The sequence below is a fragment of the Carboxylicivirga agarovorans genome, assembly GCF_050589845.1.
GTDB lineage: Bacteria > Bacteroidota > Bacteroidia > Bacteroidales > Marinilabiliaceae > Carboxylicivirga > Carboxylicivirga agarovorans.
Genome location: NZ_JBNGPA010000005.1, coordinates 227987 through 249269, shown reverse-complemented (window position 1 = coordinate 249269; position 21283 = coordinate 227987). Strand labels below are relative to the sequence as shown.

Annotated in this window: 19 protein-coding genes and 1 riboswitch; of the genes, 7 read left to right on the top strand and 12 right to left on the bottom strand. The window is 39.3% G+C overall.

All coding sequences use genetic code 11. The features are described 5' to 3' along the window. The first annotated feature begins 54 nt into the window (after positions 1 to 54). On the top strand, positions 55 to 2526 hold the full coding sequence (locus tag ACRD69_RS08305; RefSeq protein WP_430814604.1) for an AMP-binding protein: 2472 nt from the start codon (positions 55 to 57) through the stop codon (positions 2524 to 2526). Here the strand turns inward: ACRD69_RS08305 and ACRD69_RS08300 are convergent. The 8 genes from ACRD69_RS08300 to ACRD69_RS08265 form a co-directional block, all read right to left on the bottom strand. Further along, complete coding sequence (locus ACRD69_RS08300) at positions 2516 to 4060, bottom strand: PAS domain S-box protein (RefSeq protein ID WP_430814603.1); 1545 nt, start codon at positions 4058 to 4060, stop codon at positions 2516 to 2518. The two genes, ACRD69_RS08305 and ACRD69_RS08300, sit on opposite strands and share 11 nt — an antisense overlap. A gap of 91 nt (positions 4061 to 4151) precedes the next feature. Next, positions 4152 to 4697: a hypothetical protein gene (locus tag ACRD69_RS08295; RefSeq protein WP_430814602.1), complete on the bottom strand. Its 546-nt coding sequence runs from the start codon at positions 4695 to 4697 to the stop codon at positions 4152 to 4154. 158 nt (positions 4698 to 4855) lie between these two features. Continuing rightward, a complete protein-coding gene (locus ACRD69_RS08290) occupies positions 4856 to 6298 on the bottom strand; it encodes a lyase family protein (protein ID WP_430814601.1) in 1443 nt (480 codons plus the stop codon). Positions 6299 to 6302: 4 nt separating this feature from the next. Beyond that, on the bottom strand, positions 6303 to 7466 hold the full coding sequence (locus ACRD69_RS08285) for a sigma-54-dependent transcriptional regulator (RefSeq protein WP_430814600.1): 1164 nt from the start codon (positions 7464 to 7466) through the stop codon (positions 6303 to 6305). Between the two features lie 9 nt (positions 7467 to 7475). Beyond that, on the bottom strand, positions 7476 to 8405 hold the full coding sequence (locus ACRD69_RS08280) for a Ppx/GppA phosphatase family protein (protein WP_430814599.1): 930 nt from the start codon (positions 8403 to 8405) through the stop codon (positions 7476 to 7478). A gap of 147 nt (positions 8406 to 8552) precedes the next feature. Then, the gene (locus ACRD69_RS08275; RefSeq protein WP_430814598.1) at positions 8553 to 9902 is read right to left on the bottom strand and encodes an ABC transporter permease; all 1350 of its coding nucleotides are present in this window, start codon (positions 9900 to 9902) and stop codon (positions 8553 to 8555) included. 6 nt (positions 9903 to 9908) lie between these two features. Further along, positions 9909 to 10844, bottom strand: coding sequence for an ABC transporter ATP-binding protein (locus ACRD69_RS08270; protein ID WP_430814597.1), 936 nt, complete (start codon positions 10842 to 10844; stop codon positions 9909 to 9911). A gap of 75 nt (positions 10845 to 10919) precedes the next feature. Continuing rightward, positions 10920 to 11360 (bottom strand): hypothetical protein, encoded by a 441-nt coding sequence (locus ACRD69_RS08265; RefSeq protein WP_430814596.1) that lies wholly within the window; start codon positions 11358 to 11360, stop codon positions 10920 to 10922. Between the two features lie 116 nt (positions 11361 to 11476). Here ACRD69_RS08265 and ACRD69_RS08260 point away from each other — a divergent pair, with 116 nt between their 5' ends. The 3 genes from ACRD69_RS08260 to creD are packed head-to-tail and all read left to right on the top strand — an operon-like array spanning position 11477 to position 13791. Further along, a complete protein-coding gene (locus tag ACRD69_RS08260; protein WP_430814595.1) occupies positions 11477 to 12112 on the top strand; it encodes a hypothetical protein in 636 nt (211 codons plus the stop codon). Next, complete coding sequence (locus ACRD69_RS08255; RefSeq protein ID WP_430814594.1) at positions 12109 to 12405, top strand: winged helix-turn-helix domain-containing protein; 297 nt, start codon at positions 12109 to 12111, stop codon at positions 12403 to 12405. Before ACRD69_RS08260 ends, ACRD69_RS08255 begins: the two co-directional genes overlap by 4 nt. Positions 12406 to 12456: 51 nt before the next feature. Next, positions 12457 to 13791: a cell envelope integrity protein CreD gene (creD, locus tag ACRD69_RS08250; protein ID WP_430814593.1), complete on the top strand. Its 1335-nt coding sequence runs from the start codon at positions 12457 to 12459 to the stop codon at positions 13789 to 13791. Between the two features lie 124 nt (positions 13792 to 13915). Here creD and ACRD69_RS08245 read toward each other — a convergent pair whose 3' ends face one another. Beyond that, complete coding sequence (locus ACRD69_RS08245) at positions 13916 to 14815, bottom strand: CHAD domain-containing protein (protein ID WP_430814592.1); 900 nt, start codon at positions 14813 to 14815, stop codon at positions 13916 to 13918. A gap of 140 nt (positions 14816 to 14955) precedes the next feature. On the opposite strand from ACRD69_RS08245, the gene ACRD69_RS08240 reads away from it, so the two are divergent. The 3 genes from ACRD69_RS08240 (at position 14956) to ACRD69_RS08230 (ending at position 18532) form a co-directional block, all read left to right on the top strand. Next, complete coding sequence (locus tag ACRD69_RS08240) at positions 14956 to 15999, top strand: hypothetical protein (RefSeq protein WP_430814591.1); 1044 nt, start codon at positions 14956 to 14958, stop codon at positions 15997 to 15999. A 30-nt stretch (positions 16000 to 16029) separates the two neighbouring features. Beyond that, positions 16030 to 16845 carry a Rossmann-fold NAD(P)-binding domain-containing protein gene (locus ACRD69_RS08235; RefSeq protein WP_430814590.1) on the top strand — a complete coding sequence of 272 codons (816 nt, stop codon included), beginning with the start codon at positions 16030 to 16032 and terminating at the stop codon, positions 16843 to 16845. A 77-nt stretch (positions 16846 to 16922) separates the two neighbouring features. Next, positions 16923 to 17020: riboswitch (SAM riboswitch) on the top strand. A 138-nt stretch (positions 17021 to 17158) separates the two neighbouring features. Beyond that, complete coding sequence (locus tag ACRD69_RS08230; protein WP_430814589.1) at positions 17159 to 18532, top strand: aspartate kinase; 1374 nt, start codon at positions 17159 to 17161, stop codon at positions 18530 to 18532. Positions 18533 to 18658: 126 nt separating this feature from the next. Here the strand turns inward: ACRD69_RS08230 and ACRD69_RS08225 are convergent, their stop codons facing one another. From ACRD69_RS08225 to ACRD69_RS08215, 3 genes are all read right to left on the bottom strand, one after another. Continuing rightward, complete coding sequence (locus tag ACRD69_RS08225) at positions 18659 to 19849, bottom strand: ammonium transporter (RefSeq protein ID WP_430814588.1); 1191 nt, start codon at positions 19847 to 19849, stop codon at positions 18659 to 18661. A gap of 36 nt (positions 19850 to 19885) precedes the next feature. Next, on the bottom strand, positions 19886 to 20230 hold the full coding sequence (locus tag ACRD69_RS08220; protein ID WP_430814587.1) for a P-II family nitrogen regulator: 345 nt from the start codon (positions 20228 to 20230) through the stop codon (positions 19886 to 19888). 198 nt (positions 20231 to 20428) lie between these two features. Continuing rightward, positions 20429 to 21121, bottom strand: a complete 693-nt coding sequence (locus ACRD69_RS08215; protein WP_430814586.1) for a TorF family putative porin — start codon at positions 21119 to 21121, stop codon at positions 20429 to 20431. Between the last annotated feature and the right edge of the window lie 162 nt (positions 21122 to 21283).

Sequence of the window (21283 nt, the reverse complement as noted above, 5' to 3'; positions counted from 1 at the left end):
TAAACAATTAAAAACGTAGGTTTGTCAGGTTGAAATAACGCAAAGGATTAGGATATGATTTATAATGCTGGAGAAAAAACGGCAGTTTCGTGTGGTGAACTGAAGGTAAGTTACAGTGCATTGAAGCAAAATATTGCAACCTATTCGGGGTTGTTAAAAGATATTTCTGTTAATCGAATAGCCATTTTCTCAGAAAATCAGGTGGGTTGGATTTATTCATTCTATGCCGGTTGGTATAATGAGGCAACTGTTGTTCCAATCGATTTTATGTCTTCAGAAGATGAGGTTGCATACATTTTAAAGGACTGTTACCCAGAGGTGATTTTTACTTCCACTGAAAAGAAATCCTTGCTGGAATCGGCCATTGAAAAATCGGGTATAGATACAAAGGTGTTCGTTATTGAAGAATGTGATCAGTTAGAGCCTGTCGAAGTAAATGGCTTGGGTGATATAAATGATGATAAGGATAAAACGGCTGTTATCATCTACACATCGGGAACTACCGGCAGCCCTAAAGGTGTTATGTTGTCTTTTGAGAACCTGATGGCCAATGTCGATGCCGTATCTAATCAAATTAAAATATACACAAAAGATGAAGTGGTAATGATGCTATTGCCAATGCATCATATTTTTCCGTTGATGGGAACCATGATTGCGCCACTTTATGTGGGTGGAACCATTGCTGTTTCTCCATCTATGGCATCAGAAGATATTATAAAGACGCTTCAGGATAATAAGGTTTCAATCATTATTGGCGTGCCGCGTTTGTATTCAGCCATCAGGAAAGGTATTCGTACGAAGATTGACAGCAGCGCAATTGCCCGTGCCCTGTTTAAACTGGCGGAAAAAGTCAATTCAAGAAACTTCTCCCGTAAAATATTTAAATCTGCTCATCAGAAATTTGGAGGTGCAGTAAAATATATGGTATGTGGTGGTGCGGCACTTGACCCCGAAGTGGGAGGTGATTTTAATACCTTAGGTTTTGAGGTGTTGGAAGGTTTTGGTATGACCGAAGCAGCTCCAATGATCACATTTACCCGTCCCGGACGTGTTCGTATTGGTAGCCCTGGTGAAGTTTTGCCGGTAGCCGAAGTGGAGATACGTGAGGGGGAAATAGTAGTTAAGGGACCCAATGTTATGCAAGGCTATTTTAATCGCCCTGAAGAAACCGCAGAAGTACTTAAGGATGGTTGGTTATACACCGGTGACTTAGGCACACTTGACGATGATGGCTATTTGTATATCACCGGACGTAAAAAGGAGATCATAGTTTTATCCAATGGTAAAAACATTAACCCGTCTGAGATTGAAGCGAAGATAGAAAACCGTGCAGCTTGTGTGTCTGAAGTGGGTATCTATGCCGATCTTGACCAGTTGAAAGCGATCGTTGTTCCCAATAAGGCTGATTTTGCAGGCTTGAGTACAGAACAGGTTGAAGAAAAGCTAAAGTGGGAGGTAATAGATGTTTACAACCAGTCGGTATCACCATATAAGAAAATAATGGATTTCTCGGTGACTGATGAAGAACTTCCACGAACGCGTTTAGGGAAATTGCAGCGATTTAAGCTGGCCGAATTTGCCTCTGTCAAGGAAGATAAGACAAGTCAGGCTGAAGAGGTGAATTTTGAGGAATATAAGATAGTTGCAGATTTTATAGCAAGTGAAAAAAACTGCAATGTTCGTCCGAATAATCATATAGAATATGATCTGGCACTCGATTCGCTGGATAAAGTTGGTTTATTGGTATTTATTCAATCTACCTTCGGTATTGAAATGGAGGTTGAACAGTTAGTAGGATTTTCATCTGTATTAGCTTTAAGTGAATATATTGCAGAGAAGCGAACTAAGATGTCGATAGAAAAGATCAACTGGTCAAAGATCCTGAAAGAAAAGGTTAATCTTCAATTGCCTCGTACCTGGTTTACCGGGACAATTTTCTTAAAGATGTCAAAGATGTTTTTCCGCCTTTACTTCCGCTTTCGTGGGAAAGGAGCCAATAATATACCTGATGGACCATGTATTATTGCCCCAAACCATCAAAGCTACTTTGACGGCTTATTTGTAGCTTCATGGTTGAAGAATAAAAGCGTGAGAGAAACTTATTTCTATGCTAAGGAAAAGCATGTTAAGTCACGTTTCTTAAAATATTTTGCCAATCGTCACCATATCATAATAATGGATCTGAATAAGGATCTTAAAGAATCAATTCAGAAGATGGGTGAGGCATTAAAGAAGAAAAAGAAACTGATTATATTTCCTGAAGGAACCCGTTCTTTCGATGGTAAGTTAGGTGAGTTTAAGAAAACATTTGCCATCTTAAGCCGAGAATTAGATGTGCCTATTGTACCTGTTTCAATTAAAGGAGCTGTTAATGCATTACCTCGTGGTTCAAAGTTTCCACGACCATTCAAGAAGGTAAGTGTTGAATTCCTGAAGCCTGTTTATCCTAGTGGAGAATCCTATGAGGCCCTTTCAGATATTGTCTTTAAAAGTATATCAGTTAATCAGGAAATAATTAAGGCATAAGAGGTAGTGTAAATGTGAATGTGGATCCTTCACCAACTTTGGATTCAACCCATATTTCACCTTTCATTAGTTCGATGTATTTTTTACAGATTGATAAACCAAGACCTGTTCCATTGTGCATCAGGTTGCGGTTTTCTGCCTGTAAGAAGCGATCAAATATTCTGTCAAGATATTCGTCCGGAATACCAATCCCCGTATCTTTAACAGATATGCGAATATTGTTGTTAGCATTAGCACATTCAACTTCAACAGTTCCGTTTTGGGTGAATTTGATAGCATTATTGATAAGGTTCGTTAATATCTGGCGCAGTTTGGCTTCGTCGCACCTGATAACAATTTCCTCATCCGGTTGAATAAAGTTTAATTTATTGTGCTGTATACCTGCGGCATGGGAAAAGAATGTGATCAGCTCGTTGATCAGGTACTTCAGGTCAAACTTTTTATAGTTGAGTTTTACCTGCCCTGTTTCAATGCGCGAGATTTCAAGTACGTCATTGATGATATGAAGTAACTGGTGACCACTGCTAATGATTATATCAAGGTAGGTGTTGTCTTTTCCTTCCTTAGCATAATCTGATTTTATTAGTTCAGCAAAACCAATAATACCATTCATAGGTGTTCTGATCTCATGGCTCATATTGGCTAAAAACGCCGACTTTAAATGATCACTTTCTTCTGCTTTTTCTTTGGCTTCAAGGAGTTCTTTATTTTTAAGCTTTAGTATGTTCTCAACCTTCTTTCTTTCTCTTAAGTCACGCACTATAGCAAGGTAGTAATTGGCATGTGGTCGCTTTGAGTTCATCTCAATAGGAATAGACTGACCATTTTTACCAATAATATCTCTTTCAATAATCACCGATTGTCCTTCGTTTAGGAGGTCGAATCGTAGCGGCTTCTCCTTGATAACCTCTGGGTCGAAAAGATGCCTGATGTGCCTGTTAAGGATGTCTTCCTCGCAAAACCCGGTCATGTTTAAGAAGGCCTGGTTAACTTCAATCACCTCACCTTTCAGATTTCCGATTAAAATTCCATCACCTGCATTTTCAACCACCTCTCTGTATTTTCCTTCGCTTTCTATCAGTGCCTGCTGTGCTTTTTTATATTCTGAAATATCGCGTACTGAGGTTATTCGCACATTTCTACCCTGGTATATATAATTCTGTCCTTTTATTTCTGCGATAAAGGTTGATCCATCTTTACGAACTGCCAGTGCTTCATAAGTACCATCATATTCACGTCGGATATTGTTTAATACCATTTCCCTGCATGATTCATGGAAAACCTGGGTCGCAGAAATACCAACAACTTCTTCGCGTGTATAGCCAAACATTTCACATCCGCTCTTATTGGCCTCAATGCAAATACCTTTCTCGGTTATTATAATACCCTCGCTTGCCGCTTCGGATAAGGCTCTGAAACGTTCTTCACTATCTTTAACCGCCTGGTAATAATATTTGGAGGCATTATTTTGAAGAATGTCTTCCAGTTCTTTGATCCGCTTTACTAAATCATCATATGAAGGAGCTTGACTCATAAAAATTTTGAACCGTGTTATGTAATCAATATAGTGAAAATGCTTTAAAAAAGGTGCTAAAATTGACGGATGGTCATTATGGCCGGACCAACTATGTCAATAGAAAGTCAATTTCATCACTTAATGTGCCCAATCGCTCTTTAGTTGGTATCCAATGTCCTTTTTCAATTAAGTGCTTTTTCAATAGCAGAAAGTAGGTGAATGGGAATTCGTCTTTTTGCCATTTTTGCTCGTAGTTTAGCAGTCCTTCTTTTTTTAAGAAGATATCTAAACGCTGAACAATGGCATAATAGAAATCAAGCATGCTGATGGAGGTTTCCAAAACCACCTTACCCGATGATTCATCAAAGAAGTCGTCGTACCTGATTATTTTAATGTGTATTATATGACCGTCTTCAGTCGAAAGTACCCATTTTAAACTACCCGTTTCTTCGTACCAGTCGATCCAACTTATATTGTCCTCACCCCAAATGTGGGATGGTTCAAATACCAGGTTGATCATACCTTTCAGCAGATCATGTAATGGATTACTATTGTTGGTCAGCTTGAATTGAACTTGTTGACCTCCAGCTTCGATTAAGCCTTCTACCTGTCCAACGGCAACTAAATTATATGTGAAATAAAAAGGGTGGTTCATCTCCAATCTATTTTCAGGTCAATAATTACATTTTCTATTGCGTTGGTGCTCACAACTATGGGTGTTTATAAAGTGAGTTTGGTTTAATAACGTGTATAAATATATGAAACTTGGTCGATAAAAATGACGCTTGATCTGTTTTTTTGATTGATTGCTAGTTATTTAATGTCATTTAAGCTGTATCCTTGTCGAATCAGTGCCTCCGGCTTCATTAATTCATTAAGCTTATCAGCGTCAATGATTTTCGTCTTGTTATTGGCTTCAAATATAGACAAGGAATTGTCCTTCATTACTTTAGCCAGTTTGGCTGCCTGGTGATACCCAATGTACGGAGACAATGCTGTTGTTACAGAGGGATTGAGATAAACCGGATGAGTGCTTTCTTTTACCGTTTGTATGGTAAGATCTGTAAAAAGATGCTTTCTAAGTGTATCGTTACAGGATGTAAGCAGTTTTAGCGAATCCAACAGTGCATGACCGATCATTGGCAGGTAAGCATTTAAATCGAGGCAACCTTGTCCGCAAAGACTTGATATTAATTGATCATTGGAATAAACTTTATGGACTGCACTGATAACAAATTCAGGAATGACAGGATTTATTTTTCCCGGCATTATCGAACTTCCAACTTGCCTTTTAGGAAGCATCAATTCCCTGTCTGCAAACAGGTCAGAGCCCAGTATGCGTATATCATTAACCATTTTTTCAAGGTTAACGGCATGAGCCTTTAGTGTCGCATGCACTTCAACAAATCGATCCATGTTCGAGGTAGAGTCACCCATGTTCTCGCCCCGCGTAATAGGAAGGCCGGTAAGGTGTTGTAATTCTTTTATTACCGTCATGATAAAGAAACGAGGTATACTTATCCCTGTACCTATAGCTCCACCGCCAATATTTACCTCCTTTATACGTTCGCTACATTTAGATACGCGCCACCAATCGCGGGAGAGTGCATTGTTATAGCTGCTGAATAGCCGGTCGTATGTACTTGGAACAGCTGCCTGCATTTGGGTGTAGCCTTGCCTAAGTACATTACGGTACTCTCCTTCTCTGTTTTCAACAACATTCCTTAAGTTATTTATTGCATCTTCAAGATCGTTAAGAAGGTGCATGGCCGCCACAGTCAATGCTGTAGGTATGACATCATTTGTTGATTGAAAAACATTGGCTTGTTCAAAAGGATCAACACGATCGTAATTACCAATGGAGTCCTTAAGATGCAAAAGAGAAACATTAGCAATGATCTCATTCACATTCATGTTGATTGAGGTACCTGCACCACCCTGAACTGCAGGAACAACGAAATGGTCAAAATAAGCACCACCACTTACTTTTTGTGATGAGTCAATGAGCGCATCGAGAATGTCATCATCAATAAAGCTGAAAGGCAGATTATTGATGTTGTAATTCTGACTGGCAGCTGACTTAAACTTGCCGTAAGTATGGTAACAGGCCAGTTTAACTATTCCAACAGCTTTATACCACTCAATGAAGAATGGAGTTTGATCAGGAAAGTTTTCTACAGCTCGTAATGAATGTATGCCGTAAAGGGCATCATCCGGTAAGTCCAGATCACCTAAAAAGTCAGTTTCAGTTCTCATTCTATTAATTCATCGGGCGCGCATAAGCCAATACATCATCTTTGGTAATGGATTCCTGGCTTAAGATTATTAATCGTTCAATTACGTTACGGAACTCACGAATATTTCCGGTCCAATTAATGGTTTTTAGTTCATCAATGGCATCATCAGTAAATGTTTTAACAGGCATGCCTAATTCATCACATATAATATTTTTAAAGTGTTCGGTCAGCAAAGGGATGTCCTCTTTACGATCATTTAAAGCCGGTACATGGATAAGGATTACACTTAATCTGTGATACAGGTCTTCCCGAAAATTAGTGTTGGCAATTTCTTCCTTCAGGTTTTTATTCGTGGCAGCCAATACCCTCACATCAACTTTTATATCTTTATCGCTACCCACACGGCTTATGATGTTTTCTTGCAAAGCTCTTAAAACCTTTGCCTGAGCAGGCAGGCTCATATCACCAATTTCATCAAGGAATATGGTTCCTCCATTGGCCTGTTCAAATTTACCTTTTCGTTGTTTGTGAGCCGATGTAAAAGCTCCTTTTTCATGACCAAATAGTTCACTTTCGATTAATTCGGATGGAATAGCGGCACAGTTAACTTCAATAAAAGGCTGACCGGCACGATTGCTTTTCTCGTGTAACCAGCGGGCCACCAGTTCTTTGCCAGTTCCGTTTTCACCAGTAATTAAAACACGGGCATCTGTAGGCGCAACCTTATCGATCATATCCTTTACTTTGGCAATTGGTTCCGACTCACCAATCATATCGTAAGTCTTGCTTACTTTACGCTTTAGTACCTTGGTTTCTGTTACCAGGTCTTTCTTTTCATTGGCATTGCGAATAGTGACCAACATGCGGTTTAAGTCCAGTGGTTTTTCAATGAAGTCGTAAGCGCCTTTTTTGATCGCCTCGACGGCCGTGTCAATATTGCCATGACCTGATATCATAATAACCGGTGTATCGGGATTGAGTAAATGCAGTTTGTCCAGTACTTCCATACCATCCATGTTCGGCATTTTGATATCGCAAAGCACAATGTCGTATTTATCTGCTTTAAATGCTTCAAGTCCCTGTTCTCCATCCTCTGCCAAATCAACTGTGTGGCTCTCGTATTCCAATATATCCTTAAGGGTATTTCTAATGCTTCGCTGGTCGTCTATCACTAATATTTTTGCCATGTTATTGAGTTATAGTTGGTCGTTGATAATCTGTAAAATAGTACCTTCTTTCAAAGCGAAGGCACATTGCCATATGTCTTTAATGTTGAATTCTTTAACGATGAAGTTAATAAAAATACTGGCCAAAACAATCATTTCCACCCGATGGAGGTCCATGCGCTTCATTTCCTTTCTTTCACTTGCGGTCGATCTGAGAAATAGTTCGTGCATTTCCTGTGCATATTCCATAGGTATATGATAGCTCATTACTTTGGACATGTCCAGATGAGGGTGATGATTGACTGCTATCATTGATGAGATAGTATCAAATGAACCGGATGATCCGATGAGCGTTTGAGTCGGGTACTTTTCAAGAGCGTCGTATAGCAATGACAGTTCTTCCCTGATGTATTTTTCAACTACTTCTATTTCGGTAGTGGTGATTGGATCAGAAGGTTGAAAGCGATCAAGAAGCCTGGCGATTCCCAGGTCAAAACTATGTTTCCATAAAACACCATCTTTATTAGCAATGATAAATTCATTGGAGCCACCGCCAATATCCAGAATCAAAATACGTTCTTCACCAATAGGAATTACTTGCTTAACGCCATCGAAAATCAATTCAGCTTCCTTTTGACCATCAATAACATGAACGGTCAGCCCTAACTCATCTTTAACACGCTTAACAAAGTCCTGGCCATTTTTTGCACTTCGGATAGCGGCAGTAGCTATACAAACTATTTTGTCGGCCTTGTACTGTTCTATCGTTTTAAGATGTGTTTTTAGTGCTGTGATACCTCGTTCCATTGCTTCAGGAACGATCTTTTTATCATTGATCCCACCTTTACCCAATTTGGCGGGGTATTTATTCTCAACCAAAATATTGTAACTCTTCTCGGTTTGTTCTGCAATCAGCAGGTTGAAGGTGTTGGTGCCCAGATCTATAATGGCTATTTTCATGTGTATCGTTTAAATAGGAAGCCTAAAATTACATAAATAGGCTTTACAAACTGCCAGGGTTAAAATTTAAAAGTGCCATTAAGGCAAAAAAAGAGGTTGTTTCAATGACATTGAAACAACCTCCCTAAGTTTATGTTTTTCTATCTGTTATTTTCCTGAATACATGAACCATTTCCAAAGCTCTTTATAAGAAACTTTTTTACCATACATTAATATACCGGTACGATAAATACGTCCTGCAAACCATGTTGTGAAAATAAAGGTTCCTACCAAAATAAGCATGGACAATATTATTTGCCACACGGGTGGCTGGAAGGGTATGCGTGCCATCATTACAACCGGCGATGTAAACGGGATCATAGAGAACCAGAATGCCAAATCACCCGCCGGGTTACGAAATGCAGCCATTGCGACATAGATAGATAGTATCAGAGGCATCATGACCGGCATGACAAATTGCTGGCTGTCTGCTTCGTTATCAAGTGCTGCACCCAGTGCTGCAAAAAGACTGGCATACAACAGGTAGCCTCCAAGGAAGTAGAATACGAATAAAACCAGGCTTGCAACCAGGTCAAGTGATAATAGTTTTTCAAGTAATCCGGTAAATATCTCTCCGAACTCAGACATTTGCTGATTGTCAATTTGTTGACCATTCAGGCTACTGACAGATTCTATGCTACTGGTTTGGGGGACTGTTGAAACATCGCTTGTAAAGATACTATGCATTACGGCTACTATGGATCCTGTTAAGATAACCCAAAGCAGAAACTGGGTCAGAGCTACCATTGCGATACCAATGATTTTACCCATCATCAACTGGAAAGGTTTTACCGATGAAACGATAACTTCGACGATCCTGTTAACCTTTTCTTCCATCACACCGCGCATCACTTGCATTCCATATACCAATACGAACATGTAGATCAATAAAGCAAAAATAATGGCAACTGCCATTATCAATTCAGTCGAACTCTCTTTTTCAGAACCGTCATCACCCAGCTTAATGGTCTTAACCTTAACACGAACCGCATTGATGTCTTTGATGATTCCATCCAATCCTTCGATCTGGTAGCTGGCTAATTTTTCATTTTCAAGATGTTTTTCAAGACTTCGGGATATATGTTCTTTTACATCAATTGTGATCTGCGATGATGAATATATTTTGACGGCGTCGGGGTGTTCAAGTAAATCATCTTCTATAATCAGATATGCATCGAAGCCATTGTTCTCATAATCCTGTGCTATCGTTTCAGATGCCTGTATACCAAGCCAACTGAATTTCAGGTATTCAGTACTGGTGATTTGCTCATTGTACTTTCCTGTTTGGTCAATAATAGCGATTTTTTTCTCTTCTGTATCTTCCATTGAAGCAAACCAGCCGGGCAATACCATCATAGCGGCAAATAAAATTGGACCAATAATGGTCATCACTATAAAGCTCTTCTTTTTTACCCGTGTGGTGTATTCGCGTTGTATAATAAGGGAAATCTTACTCATGGTGGACTATTTTACAGGTTTTGTCAGGTTACTTTGTTCAACAACTTTAATGAAAATATCATTCATTGTTGGTAATACTTCATGTAAACCAACAATTTGAACATCGTTAATTATGTGGCCAATTAATTGGTTGATAGTTGCATTGTTCTGCATTTTTATAAAAGCAGTTTGGTGCCCGTTCACCTTTTTGATGTCCTGGATGTTAAAATCCTCATTGAGATTCGCTTCAATATCGGAGCTGTCCCCAGTAAAATCCAGCTTTATCAGGTTGTCTTTATAGCTTTGGCGGATTTCATCGATTTGTCCTGTTAAAATTGTTTGTGATTTATTAATGAGGGTAATGTGATCACATAATTCTTCTACAGAACCCATGTTGTGAGTAGAAAATAATATGGTCGCCCCATTATCTTTCAGCTTCAGTATTTCCTGCTTTAATAAATTGGCATTGATTGGGTCAAAGCCACTGAAGGGCTCATCGAAGATCAGTAACCTTGGTTCGTGTAAAACAGTCACAACAAACTGGATTTTTTGCTGCATTCCTTTTGATAGTTCTTCGACTTTTTTGTCCCACCATGGTTGAATCTCAAATTTCTCAAACCAGAATTTAAGTCTTTTCAATGCATCGTGGCGTGATAATCCCTTCATTCGTGCCAGGTAAACAGCTTGTTCACCTACCTTCATCTTTTTGTATAGCCCCCTTTCTTCTGGTAGGTAGCCAATGTGGTGAACATCTTCTGGTTTTAAAGGATGACCATTAAAAATGATCTCACCGGAGTCGGGACCTGTAATTTGGTTGATAATGCGGATTAATGTGGTTTTACCCGCTCCATTGGGTCCAAGCAGGCCGTAAATGGTGTTTTCTGGTACTTGTAAATCGACCTCATTTAATGCAAGGTGGTTGGCATATTTTTTAACCACCTTCTTTGCTTCAAGAAACATCATAGGTTAGTTGTTGTAATTGATTGAGCAGTGAAGATAAGGTTTTTAACTTACAATAAAATACAAGTTGTAGATGTATTAAAACCACGATGCTCCCAACTGTTCTCTAAATGGCCAGGGTATTGAAATGATAACAATAATAAGTGCTATCAGATTGTTCCAGAATATGCGCTTGTGTGTAGTGTAGTTACTGTATGATTTTGACCTGGCGGCATTATGGATGATCATTACAGTTGCAATAAGCATCATAAGGGGATGTTCAAGCGTGAAAAAGCGTAAAAGTGTACTTTTAAACATTTCAGGATCCAATAGTACCTTGGTACTTATGGTATATAAAACCAATCCTATCATTAGTTGTGCAAGAAAAAATCCAGCATTTAGCTTAACTAACACATGGTGGCTACCAGCATATTTTCTTTGGCGCATCCAACCCAATAAGCTTTGGATAATCACACAAACTAAAAATATAAGTGTTAAATATCTGATGCCGCTGTGGGCATGTAGTAATCCATTATACATAGGCAATGTGTTTAGAAATAGTAACACAAATTCGAAATGAATTGTTCCTTGTGTTGCAAAATTTATTTTGAGAACAAATAAATAATGCTTTACTTTGAAGTGCAAAGTACTATGATATGAAAGACAAAGCAGAGACGTTACAAGATATAAAAGTTATAAGGCAGATGATGGAACAGTCATCTAAGTTTTTATCCCTGAGTGGATTGTCTGGTGTCGCTGCTGGTGTTATAGCTTTGCTTGGTGCAGCTTTCGCATATTTTATTATCCTGGATCAGGGAACGAACGTGTATAATGAGTATATGCAAGGCCTAAAGTCAACCAATACACTGCATGTCAGATTAGGAATGCTTGTTACGGCTATTGTTGTTTTTGTTTCAGCAGTAACATCAGCCTGGTATTTAAGCTGGAGAAAAGCTAAGCGGTCTAATGCTAAATTTTGGACACCTGCTGCGCGTTTAGTGGCCCTGAATCTTGTGTTTATTTTGTCAATTGGAGGAGTGTTCAGTTTAATTTTGGTTTATCACGAAAATATAAGATTAGTAGCTTCAGTAATGCTTATTTTTTATGGTCTGGCATTGCTCATGGCTTCACGATATACTCAACGTGACATTCAATATCTGGCATATACTGAAATTGGATTAGGCTTGCTGGCAGGAATATTTCTTAATTACGGCTTGATCTTTTGGTCATTGGGATTTGGTGTATTTCATATAGTGTATGGAATAAGTATGTATTTAAAGTACGATAGATGAAAACCATTATAGAGGGGCTAAATAAAAATTTTGAAAATAGGGTGCGTTTGGGGGTTATGTCGGCTTTGATGGTAAATGATCGATTGGAGTTTAACGCCCTTAAAGAACTGTTGGGTGTTACCGATGGAAATTTAGCCAGTCATTTAAAGGCACTGGAAAAGAATGATTTAATTGATGTTGTGAAGCAGTTTGTAGGTCGTAAGCCTAATACAACCTATGGCGCGACAGCCTACGGAAAAGAAAGTTTCAAAAAACATTTGGCTGCTCTGGAGGAGCTTTTAGGAGGATTGTAATTTTTTTTATTCATACACTTTGAAAAACAAAGTACTTTTAATAATTATATTATGGAATTGATCACAAAACAAAAGAGTGAAGAAAACTGGTATCAGACCCTAACATTTAAGGCTGTTATGATTGGAGTACTGGTTTTACTTTTGCTGATTCCATTGGGAATGGTAAAGTCCGTTATTCGTGAACGTCAGGCTACAGAAGCTGAAGTTGAACGCGAACTGTTTGAGAAATGGGGAGGAGAACAGGTTGTAACAGGGCCTGTTTTACACGTACCTACCTATTACTATGTGAAGGAGGGTAAAGAACTTAAAAAGCATAAGCGATGGCTGCATATCATGCCTGAAGATCTAATGATCAAAGGAGCAGTTGAGCCTGAGATCCGGTACCGCGGAATCTATAAAAAAGTGCTCTATAACTCAGATTTCATCATAACTGGAAAATTTAATGATCTTTCAAAGGTTGATGTGGTAGCTGATGAAATTGAATGGGGCAATGCCTATGTTACCCTGGGGATTAGTGATAACCGAGGAATAAAAGGAGAGTTACTTTTTGACTGGAATGGTTCTGCTGCAGAACCTGAAGCTGGATTAATTATTCAGGATTTAAATACTTCTGGTGTGTCGATGAAAGCTCCTGTACTTGAAGACCAATTAAACCAAAAGCTGCCATTTGAAGCTAAATTCAGGTTAAGTGGAGCCAAAGGCTTATGGTTTAATCCTGTTGGAAAGAAGACAAGTGTGCAAATTAACTCGTCATGGAATAATCCCAGTTTTGTGGGTGATTTTTCACCTATTGATCCAATTGTTCGTGAAGAAGGCTTTGAGGCCAAATGGACCGTTACTCACCTTAATCGTAATTTTCCACAGTACTGGCTGGGGCGCAGTTATCAGATCGATACGCATCAGTTAGGAGTCAATCTATATGATCCGGTTAATCATTATCAAAAATCTTTACGCTCTGCAAAATATGGAATTCTTATTATCAGTCTTACGTTGTTGGTTTTCCTTTTTATTGAATTGGTTAAGAAAAAGGAAGTACAAATTATACAATATCTTTTGGTGGGTTTGGCTTTGGTTTTGTTTTTTTCAATCCTCACGGCACTGAGTGAACATATCGGATTTGCCTGGGCTTATCTGGTGGCTTCATTGGCAATTATCAGCATGGTAACTTCCTACTCCTACGGAATGATAAAAGACAAACAACAAGCTTTCTGGATCTTTATTATGCTTGGTATACTTTACGCCTTCCTGTATATACTATTGCAACTGAACGATTTTGCCTTCCTGGCAGGGAATATCGGCTTATTACTGGCTTTGGGTGCAATAATGAAAGCTTCGTTAAAGATCAAAACAAGTCGTGCATCCTTAAAAGAATCTCTAATCCAGTAATTATGTACGTAGTAAATGCACTGTTGATTCACAACAAAGGTATTTGCGGCAGAGATTAAAGATTAAGAAGGCCTGTAAAGAAAAAGAAGCGCATCGTAGTCATATCAGATGCGCTTCTTTTGGCTTATTCTCTGCTTATGAGCCAGTAAGATGTTATGCGTTTAACAAAGGCTTTGGCATCCTCGGTAAAGAGTTTTCCCAGCAGAGGCCACAATTCCCGATGAATATGGTCACGTTCCTTAGTGAATGAATCAGTAAGGTTGTTTTTGTCTTCAAGGCTTAGTATTTCATTAGGTATACTATTGACCAGGGTGATTGCTTCAGCAATGTTATGATCATCACCTAACAGATCAGATGCTTCCTTCAATGAAGTTGAATATGTTTTGAAAAAGTCTGGCCATACTTCCTGGATAAGGATCATCTGGTTCAATAAATATTTAACTCTCTTGCGCAATTCATGTAATGGATGATCGTCCAATTTTAACTGGGTTTCAGCCATCTTGTTTAGACATTGACTGTAGGCGTTAGCTGTCCCCTGGCGAATGGTATGTGGACCTAAAAAGTCAAAAGGAAATTCTGATAATTCGTGGGTTGAAATCTCCATCTGTTCCTTTATGGTCTCAAGTGTCTGGTTGTCAATGCAGCGTTTTAGTTCAGCTTCCTTTTTTGAATTGAGGTGATTGACGAGGTTGATAAAGCTATCTTCCGGAATTTTTAATTCTTCTGCTTCAAAATTTTCGGCCAGGTAGGTGATAATGACATGGTAATCCCTTAATGGTGACAACTCACGCCCCAAATCTCGGAAACGCATATTTTCGCCCTGGTATAATTCCTCTCCTATATCCCATCTTACTAATCGAAGTATGGCACGAATGCGTTTTATGGCTTTTCTGATTTCATGAACAGACGTGTCAATGTCGTTGGGAATGCTGGTGTGATACCCGATAAAAGCATATTGTTCTTTAAGAACACGCGTTATCCCTTCTTGTAGTTCTTCCTGGTTATCAATCGCAAATCTGTACATAAGCATGTGTTTTGATACTTCAAACTACGTATTAAATATTTGAATATCAAGCCGATTTTTACGGACTGCTATTTTTTCATAAATTATGCCTTTGAATTGGCAATTGCGGATGTCACAATTACAGAAAAGAAGTGAGTTATATGATTAAACAGTCGGTTATAATTGTGTTTTTAAGTTTTCTGTTCCAGGGAAATGTGTCTTCAGCACATGTTGCGACGGACTCGTTATATCCGTCTTTTTTTTCAAACGAAGAGATTCTGAAAGTCAGCTTGCATTTTGATGTAACCACGCATATTCGAAAAAAAAGTGAGGAATATTGTGATGGAAAAATTGTAATTTATGATGCGCCTGCAGATTCCAGTACTTTTAATGTTAGATGCAGGGCACGTGGTAATAATCGAAAAGATATATGTTTTTTCCCGCCGGTAATGCTGAATTTTAAACCTGACACACTGTTTACCACAGACGGATACCTGGCTAAACTAAAATTGGTGACCCATTGTGTTAATTCAAAGATTTACGAAGAGTATATGCTGGAAGAGTATCTGATATACAAGCTTTGGGAATTAGTTAGTCCATACGCGTTACGTACGCGTTTGCTTGATGTGACCTATTATGATATAGGGGCGCGCGGCAAAAATTACAGAAGTAAAGGTTTTTTTATTGAACCTTTGTATATGATGACGGAGCGAACGAATACCATTGAAATTGAAGGGGAATATTTTCACGACGCTGTTATCAATTCTCTTGATGCCGATCGCGTAGCCTTCTTTTGCTATATGATCGGTAATACTGATTGGCGCATAAAAAGTGGTCATAACATTAAGTTTATAAAGCCTGTTGATGATAGTAGGGAAGAAGTTACGGCTATTCCTTACGATTTTGATCACGCAGGGCTGGTGAATGCCTCATATGCGAATCCTGCCGAATGGTCTTCTGCAGAATCAGTTACTGATCGGGATTATACTGGACGGTGCCGCGACTATGATGATAATTACTATCAGTTGATTAAAGAATTTATGGCTGTTGAGGAAGATGTATATAAGACGATTCTGAATTTCGAGCATCTTGAACCGAGAAAGAGAAAAGCCATTTACAAATATGTAGTCGCTTTTTACAAAGAGTTGAAAAAGCCGGAGGCATTCATCCGTAATATACGTAGTTCATGCATGGATAGGTATTAAACAAAACAGGTTGAAGACGGTTTTTAAAGTATGAACAAAACGATTAGTATTCTGGGATGTGGTTGGTTGGGATTTCCCCTGGCTGAGCACTTTATTGAAAAGGGTTGGCAGGTAAAAGGTTCTACGACTTCAGTAGATAAATTAGCACAATTAGAATCTGCAGGTATCATCCCTTTTTTATTGGATATATCAAGACCAGATACGCTGGATGATAATTTCTTCAAGTCGGATTATCTATTAATTAATATCCCACCCTCAAAGCTTTTCAGAGAGGTGAAGGTCTACTTGCCATTGATAAAGGCGATTGAAAACAATAAGATGTCTAAAGTTGTATTTGTTAGCTCAACTTCGGTGTATCCTTCAGGAAATCAAATTGCGAATGAAGATGATACCAAATCCGTAGAGAATGGAGAGAACGCGCTTTTGGATATTGAACGTGCCTTTCAAAATGGAAGCTTTGCCACAACAGTTATCCGTTTTGGAGGTCTGGTAGGTGGAGTTCGTTATCCGGGGCGATTTTTCTCAAGCGATAAAGAGATAAAAGGAGGCAATCAGCCAGTTAACTTAATTCATTTGGATGATTGTATTCAGCTCATAGAACGTGTATTGACCAAAGAGGTCTTCGGCGAGGTCTTTAATGGTGTTTCAGAGACGCATCCTACACGCAAAGAGTTTTATTCGTTGGCTGCAGACTTAAGTGGGAAGTCTAAATTAAAATTCAACGAAGAAGATGTCCCCTTTAAAATCATATCCACTGAAAAAGCAAAGCGCTTATTGGGTATGAACTACAAGCATTCAGATTTACTTCTGATGCTAAAGGATGATTTACTTTGGAATCGAACATGAATTTTCGCATTCACTTGGTAGTTATTCAGCAAACAACTATGTTTGCATCCATTCTGCGCCAATAGTGCAGATGTTTGAGTTTATTAAGAAGAGGGGAGAGACAGGCTCTGAGAACCTCTGGCAACCACCAAACGGCAGGTGCCAAAACCTGTTTCCTTAGGGAAGATGATGAATTTAAACAATTGATTATGACACAAGATTATTACTTTCGAATGCCCGGTCGGGCATAGTTATTTTACCTCAGTATTTCCTGATTCAATTCAGTGCGTTATTCAAATTATTAACGGCAGTATGCCATTATATTATATTGTTAATGAAAAAAGTTGTTGCCAAGTTTGGGGGCTCTAACCTAAAAAAGAAAGAGGATATTCAAAAGCTTGTTCGGGTGATAAAAACCTATGATCGACCAATGGTTATTGTCGTTTCTGCTTTTTATGGAATCACTAACCATTTGATCGAGTCCATGGAGGGGGTTAAACAAGATCAGTCAAACATTGAAAAGCTCGTTCAGTTTTTGCGAGAATTAAAGAAAGAGGCTATTCTTGAAAACTTTGATGATAAGGAGTGGCAGGATAAGACTTTAAATGCTGTACAATCGCGCATTAAAGAGTTGAGCCGTTACCTGACCGGTATTCATTACATTGGAGATGTGCCTGAATTTGTTGAGGATGTGATTCTTAGTTATGGTGAGCGCTTAAGTTCGTTGGTACTAACTTCAATTCTTCAGAGCAAAGGAATTGATGCTGAAGAAGCCTTGCCCGAAAATATGCCCCTGGTAACCGATGGTGAATTTGGTAATGCAACGGTTGATTTTGACATATCTGCTCCAAATGTTAAGAAGCGATTGTCGGAGAATAAAGTGTATGTGGTTCCTGGTTTTTATGGTGTTTCAGAGCATGGGAAAGTGACTTTATTAGGACGTGGAGGTAGCGACTATTCAGCAGCAGCTCTTGCACGCTGCCTTGACGCAGAGTCGCTGGATGTGTGGAAGGATGTGGATGGTTTTATGAGTGCCGACCCTAAACTGGTGAATAAACCGCAACGTATTACACACTTATCCTACACAGAGGCTGCAGAGCTATCGTATTTTGGGGCCAGTATTTTACATCCTCGCACTGTGGAGCCGCTTAAAGAAGTGGGAATTCCAATTCACATTGGTAACATTGATGCGTTTGAAGGAAGTGTAGAACCAAGAACAGTTGTTCATGGTGAGGAAACAGTAAGTGATTGCATTGTAAAGAGTGTTACCTACAGCGATGATTTCTGTATACTTAAGCTTCGTGGTGCAGGTGTTGGGCTGAAAAAAGGTGTACTGGCAAAAGTGACCGTGGCATTAGACAAGGCAGGAATTAATATTAAGTCGGTTATTACCTCTCAAATTGTTATTAACCTGCTATTGTCGGCAAAAGATATTAAGCGTGCTTATGCTGTTGTTGAAAGTCTTGATCTTTCGGCTGTAACTGAATTAATTGCATCGGAGCAAATATCAACCATTGCTGTTGTGGGCGAGGGATTACTGGATCGTCCGGGAGTGGCGGGTCGTTTGTTTATGTCACTTGCTAAAAAGGAAATTAATGTTCAGATGATCGTTTCAGGTGCATCTGCTGTTGCCAGTTATTTCATGGTAGCCCGTGATGACAGAGATATGGCTATCGACGCTATTCATGAAGAATTTTTCGCGCGTTAAAAAAAGATGGCCTGCACACCGTTCGTGCAGGCCATTGCTTTTCAATATAAAATAAAACAACGCAACATTTTAATGTTTTGTATAGCATTGGATGGAATGGTTCGTCATCCAATGCTATTATTTTTTCTAATAGTTGTAAGAACTTTGTCCGTGCTCGTGAATGTCAAGTCCTTCACGCTCTTCCTGTTCGGAAACGCGTAGTCCCATTGTGGCTTTCAATACTTTGAACAGGATTAATCCAAGAACGAAGGCCCACGCACCAATCGATACGACACCTAATGCCTGAACTCCAAGTAGTGAGATTCCACCACCATAAAACAGACCACCATCTGTGGCAAAGAGTCCAACCAATAATGTACCAACAGCGCCACAAACACCATGCACGGAAATGGCACCAACAGGATCATCTACTTTAAGTTTCTGATCTATAAATTCAATTGAGAAAACGACAACCAGTCCTGCAATTGCACCGATGGCAATAGCTCCGGCTGGAGATACGATATCGCATCCTGCTGTAATACCAACCAAACCTGCGAGTGCGCCGTTCAATGTCATCGACAGATCAGGCTTTCCATATCTGAACCAGGTAACGAACATTGTCACTACTGCTCCTGCTGCTGCAGCCAGGTTAGTGGTAATAACAATAAGTGCTACCGCATAGGCATTATCGCCGCTAATGGCCAGCTGTGAACCTGGGTTAAAGCCGAACCAGCCTAACCAAAGAATGAATACTCCCAATGCTCCTAAGACCATGTTGTGGCCAGGGATGGCATTGGCCTTTCCATTGTATTTGCCAATTCGTGGACCAATTGTCCATGCACCTGCCAGGGCAACCCAGCCTCCAACAGAGTGAACAACTGTTGAGCCCGCAAAGTCATGGAAGCCCAGTCCGCTTAGCCAGCCTCCGCCCCAAACCCAGTGACCTGAGATCGGATAAATTACTACAGTAATGATTAGTGAGAATAACAGGTAAGTGCTGAATTTTGTACGTTCAGCCATGGCTCCCGAAACAATTGTTGCAGCTGTTGCTGCGAATACAGTCTGGAAAAATAAATTGTGCAGATCCGTACCATCGTTGTAAAAGAAGTCAAAGGCACCAAAGAAAGCTCCGTCACCTCCATACATGATACTATATCCGATAATCCAGAACATTAATGAACCAACGGAGAAGTCCATAAAGTTCTTCATGATAATGTTTCCAACATTTTTAGCCCTGGTAAAACCAGCTTCGACCATAGCAAAACCAGCTTGCATAAAGAAGACCAAAATCCCGGCCAGTAAGACCCATAATATATCTAATGCACTATTTGCGTCCATAATTCTAAATTTTTGTAAGGTTTTGTTTTAGTTCAATTATTTCTCATAGAGGGTTTCTGGCCCTGATTCACCGGTGCGTATGCGGAATGTATCTGCTACATCAGAAACAAAGATCCTTCCGTCGCCTATCTCGCCGGTTTTGGCCGCATTAATTATGGCCTCAACTGTCTTGTCCATATTCTCGTCGCGAACAATGATGGATAGAATTCGCCTTTCAATGATACTTGTGTCGTAAAGCGTACCTCTGTATAAATGGCCCTCACGTGCAACACCTGTTCCTCTAACATCCCAGTAGGAGAAAAATGTGATGTCTTGCTCTTCCAGTGCTTTTTTTACAGCTTCAAATCGAGATAATCGAATAATTGCTTCAATTTTCTTCATTTTGTTTGTTGTTAGTCGTTAATATTTTCTTTAAAAACCATGAGCAACCGAATTGTACAGGTTGTTCTGATGGTCTTGTATTTCAATTCTAAAAGAAAAATAAGAGCAGCTTTGGCGATAAAGGTTTAAATCAGTAGGACAATAATTGAAAAGTGTGACTGCTCTTATTTTCTATCATAGATTGGTTTGAGTTGTTTGTTAAAATGATATACCCACTACAATGTCGTATAGCTCACTATTGGGGTTGACGAACACCATACCGAACATTGGTATTGAGAATGTTTCTGTGATTTTTATCTCTTTTTCTGTGCCTATGCCGATGTTTACGATTTGGAAATCTCCTTTCTCGCCGCTGACAACGTGCCAGCCATCGCCACCTCCAACAAAAACATTGAAATCTTTAAAGACATATCCTGCCTCGAAATAAAGAACTCCATTTTCTTCACCTGCTCCGGCCCTTGAATCATTTAATGCAACATTTCCGGCCAGGCTAAAATTTCCAATGTCATATCCCAGGTTTAATTCAATGGCATGACTTGAAATCTCATCTTCAAGTTCAAACCAGCTGCTTCCCGGGTAATAATAGTCGGTTATACCAACGCTTAAGCCAAAGTCAAATCCATATGAAGCATATAAATCAGCTTCCTGGAAGGCATCTGCTCCTGCTGATGAACTTGCAAAGGCATAGCTACCCCATGCTCCAATTGAAAATCCACCTTTTGAGTATTCAATGGTTGGTTGAAATGCTGGTGAGTTTCCATAGTCTACACCCCTGAAAACATAACGAGACACCAAATCTGCTGAAACGCTAAATCCTCCTTTGTTGTCTTCCTGAGCCTTTAGTGTGGTTAATACAAGGCCTAGTCCCAAAATCAAAAAAATCTTTTTCATCGAATAACGGTTAATAGTTAATATTTGCTTTTACTACCTCGTTGATTGGGGGGGTGTCGGCCTAAAAAAATGCTTTTTCTCTGTTGGTACCCTCTGTTTTTTATAGGTTGACGATACAAACATATAAAAATATTTAATTCACCCCCTAAAAAATAGGGGTAA

Excerpts from the sequence above, each read along its gene's own strand:
- ACRD69_RS08305 (WP_430814604.1), top strand. The coding sequence starts at position 55 with ATGATTTATAATGCTGGAGAAAAAACGGCAGTTTCGTGTGGTGAACTG.
- ACRD69_RS08230 (WP_430814589.1), top strand. The coding sequence starts at position 17,159 with ATGAAAAAAGTTGTTGCCAAGTTTGGGGGCTCTAACCTAAAAAAGAAA.
- ACRD69_RS08215 (WP_430814586.1), bottom strand. The coding sequence starts at position 21,121 with ATGAAAAAGATTTTTTTGATTTTGGGACTAGGCCTTGTATTAACCACA.
- ACRD69_RS08240 (WP_430814591.1), top strand. The coding sequence starts at position 14,956 with ATGATTAAACAGTCGGTTATAATTGTGTTTTTAAGTTTTCTGTTCCAG.
- ACRD69_RS08260 (WP_430814595.1), top strand. The coding sequence starts at position 11,477 with ATGAAAGACAAAGCAGAGACGTTACAAGATATAAAAGTTATAAGGCAG.
- ACRD69_RS08285 (WP_430814600.1), bottom strand. The coding sequence starts at position 7,466 with ATGGCAAAAATATTAGTGATAGACGACCAGCGAAGCATTAGAAATACC.
- ACRD69_RS08270 (WP_430814597.1), bottom strand. The coding sequence starts at position 10,844 with ATGATGTTTCTTGAAGCAAAGAAGGTGGTTAAAAAATATGCCAACCAC.
- ACRD69_RS08280 (WP_430814599.1), bottom strand. The coding sequence starts at position 8,405 with ATGAAAATAGCCATTATAGATCTGGGCACCAACACCTTCAACCTGCTG.
- ACRD69_RS08300 (WP_430814603.1), bottom strand. The coding sequence starts at position 4,060 with ATGAGTCAAGCTCCTTCATATGATGATTTAGTAAAGCGGATCAAAGAA.
- ACRD69_RS08265 (WP_430814596.1), bottom strand. The coding sequence starts at position 11,360 with ATGTATAATGGATTACTACATGCCCACAGCGGCATCAGATATTTAACA.
- creD (WP_430814593.1), top strand. The coding sequence starts at position 12,457 with ATGGAATTGATCACAAAACAAAAGAGTGAAGAAAACTGGTATCAGACC.
- ACRD69_RS08220 (WP_430814587.1), bottom strand. The coding sequence starts at position 20,230 with ATGAAGAAAATTGAAGCAATTATTCGATTATCTCGATTTGAAGCTGTA.
- ACRD69_RS08245 (WP_430814592.1), bottom strand. The coding sequence starts at position 14,815 with ATGTACAGATTTGCGATTGATAACCAGGAAGAACTACAAGAAGGGATA.
- ACRD69_RS08290 (WP_430814601.1), bottom strand. The coding sequence starts at position 6,298 with ATGAGAACTGAAACTGACTTTTTAGGTGATCTGGACTTACCGGATGAT.
- ACRD69_RS08295 (WP_430814602.1), bottom strand. The coding sequence starts at position 4,697 with ATGAACCACCCTTTTTATTTCACATATAATTTAGTTGCCGTTGGACAG.
- ACRD69_RS08235 (WP_430814590.1), top strand. The coding sequence starts at position 16,030 with ATGAACAAAACGATTAGTATTCTGGGATGTGGTTGGTTGGGATTTCCC.
- ACRD69_RS08275 (WP_430814598.1), bottom strand. The coding sequence starts at position 9,902 with ATGAGTAAGATTTCCCTTATTATACAACGCGAATACACCACACGGGTA.
- ACRD69_RS08225 (WP_430814588.1), bottom strand. The coding sequence starts at position 19,849 with ATGGACGCAAATAGTGCATTAGATATATTATGGGTCTTACTGGCCGGG.
- ACRD69_RS08255 (WP_430814594.1), top strand. The coding sequence starts at position 12,109 with ATGAAAACCATTATAGAGGGGCTAAATAAAAATTTTGAAAATAGGGTG.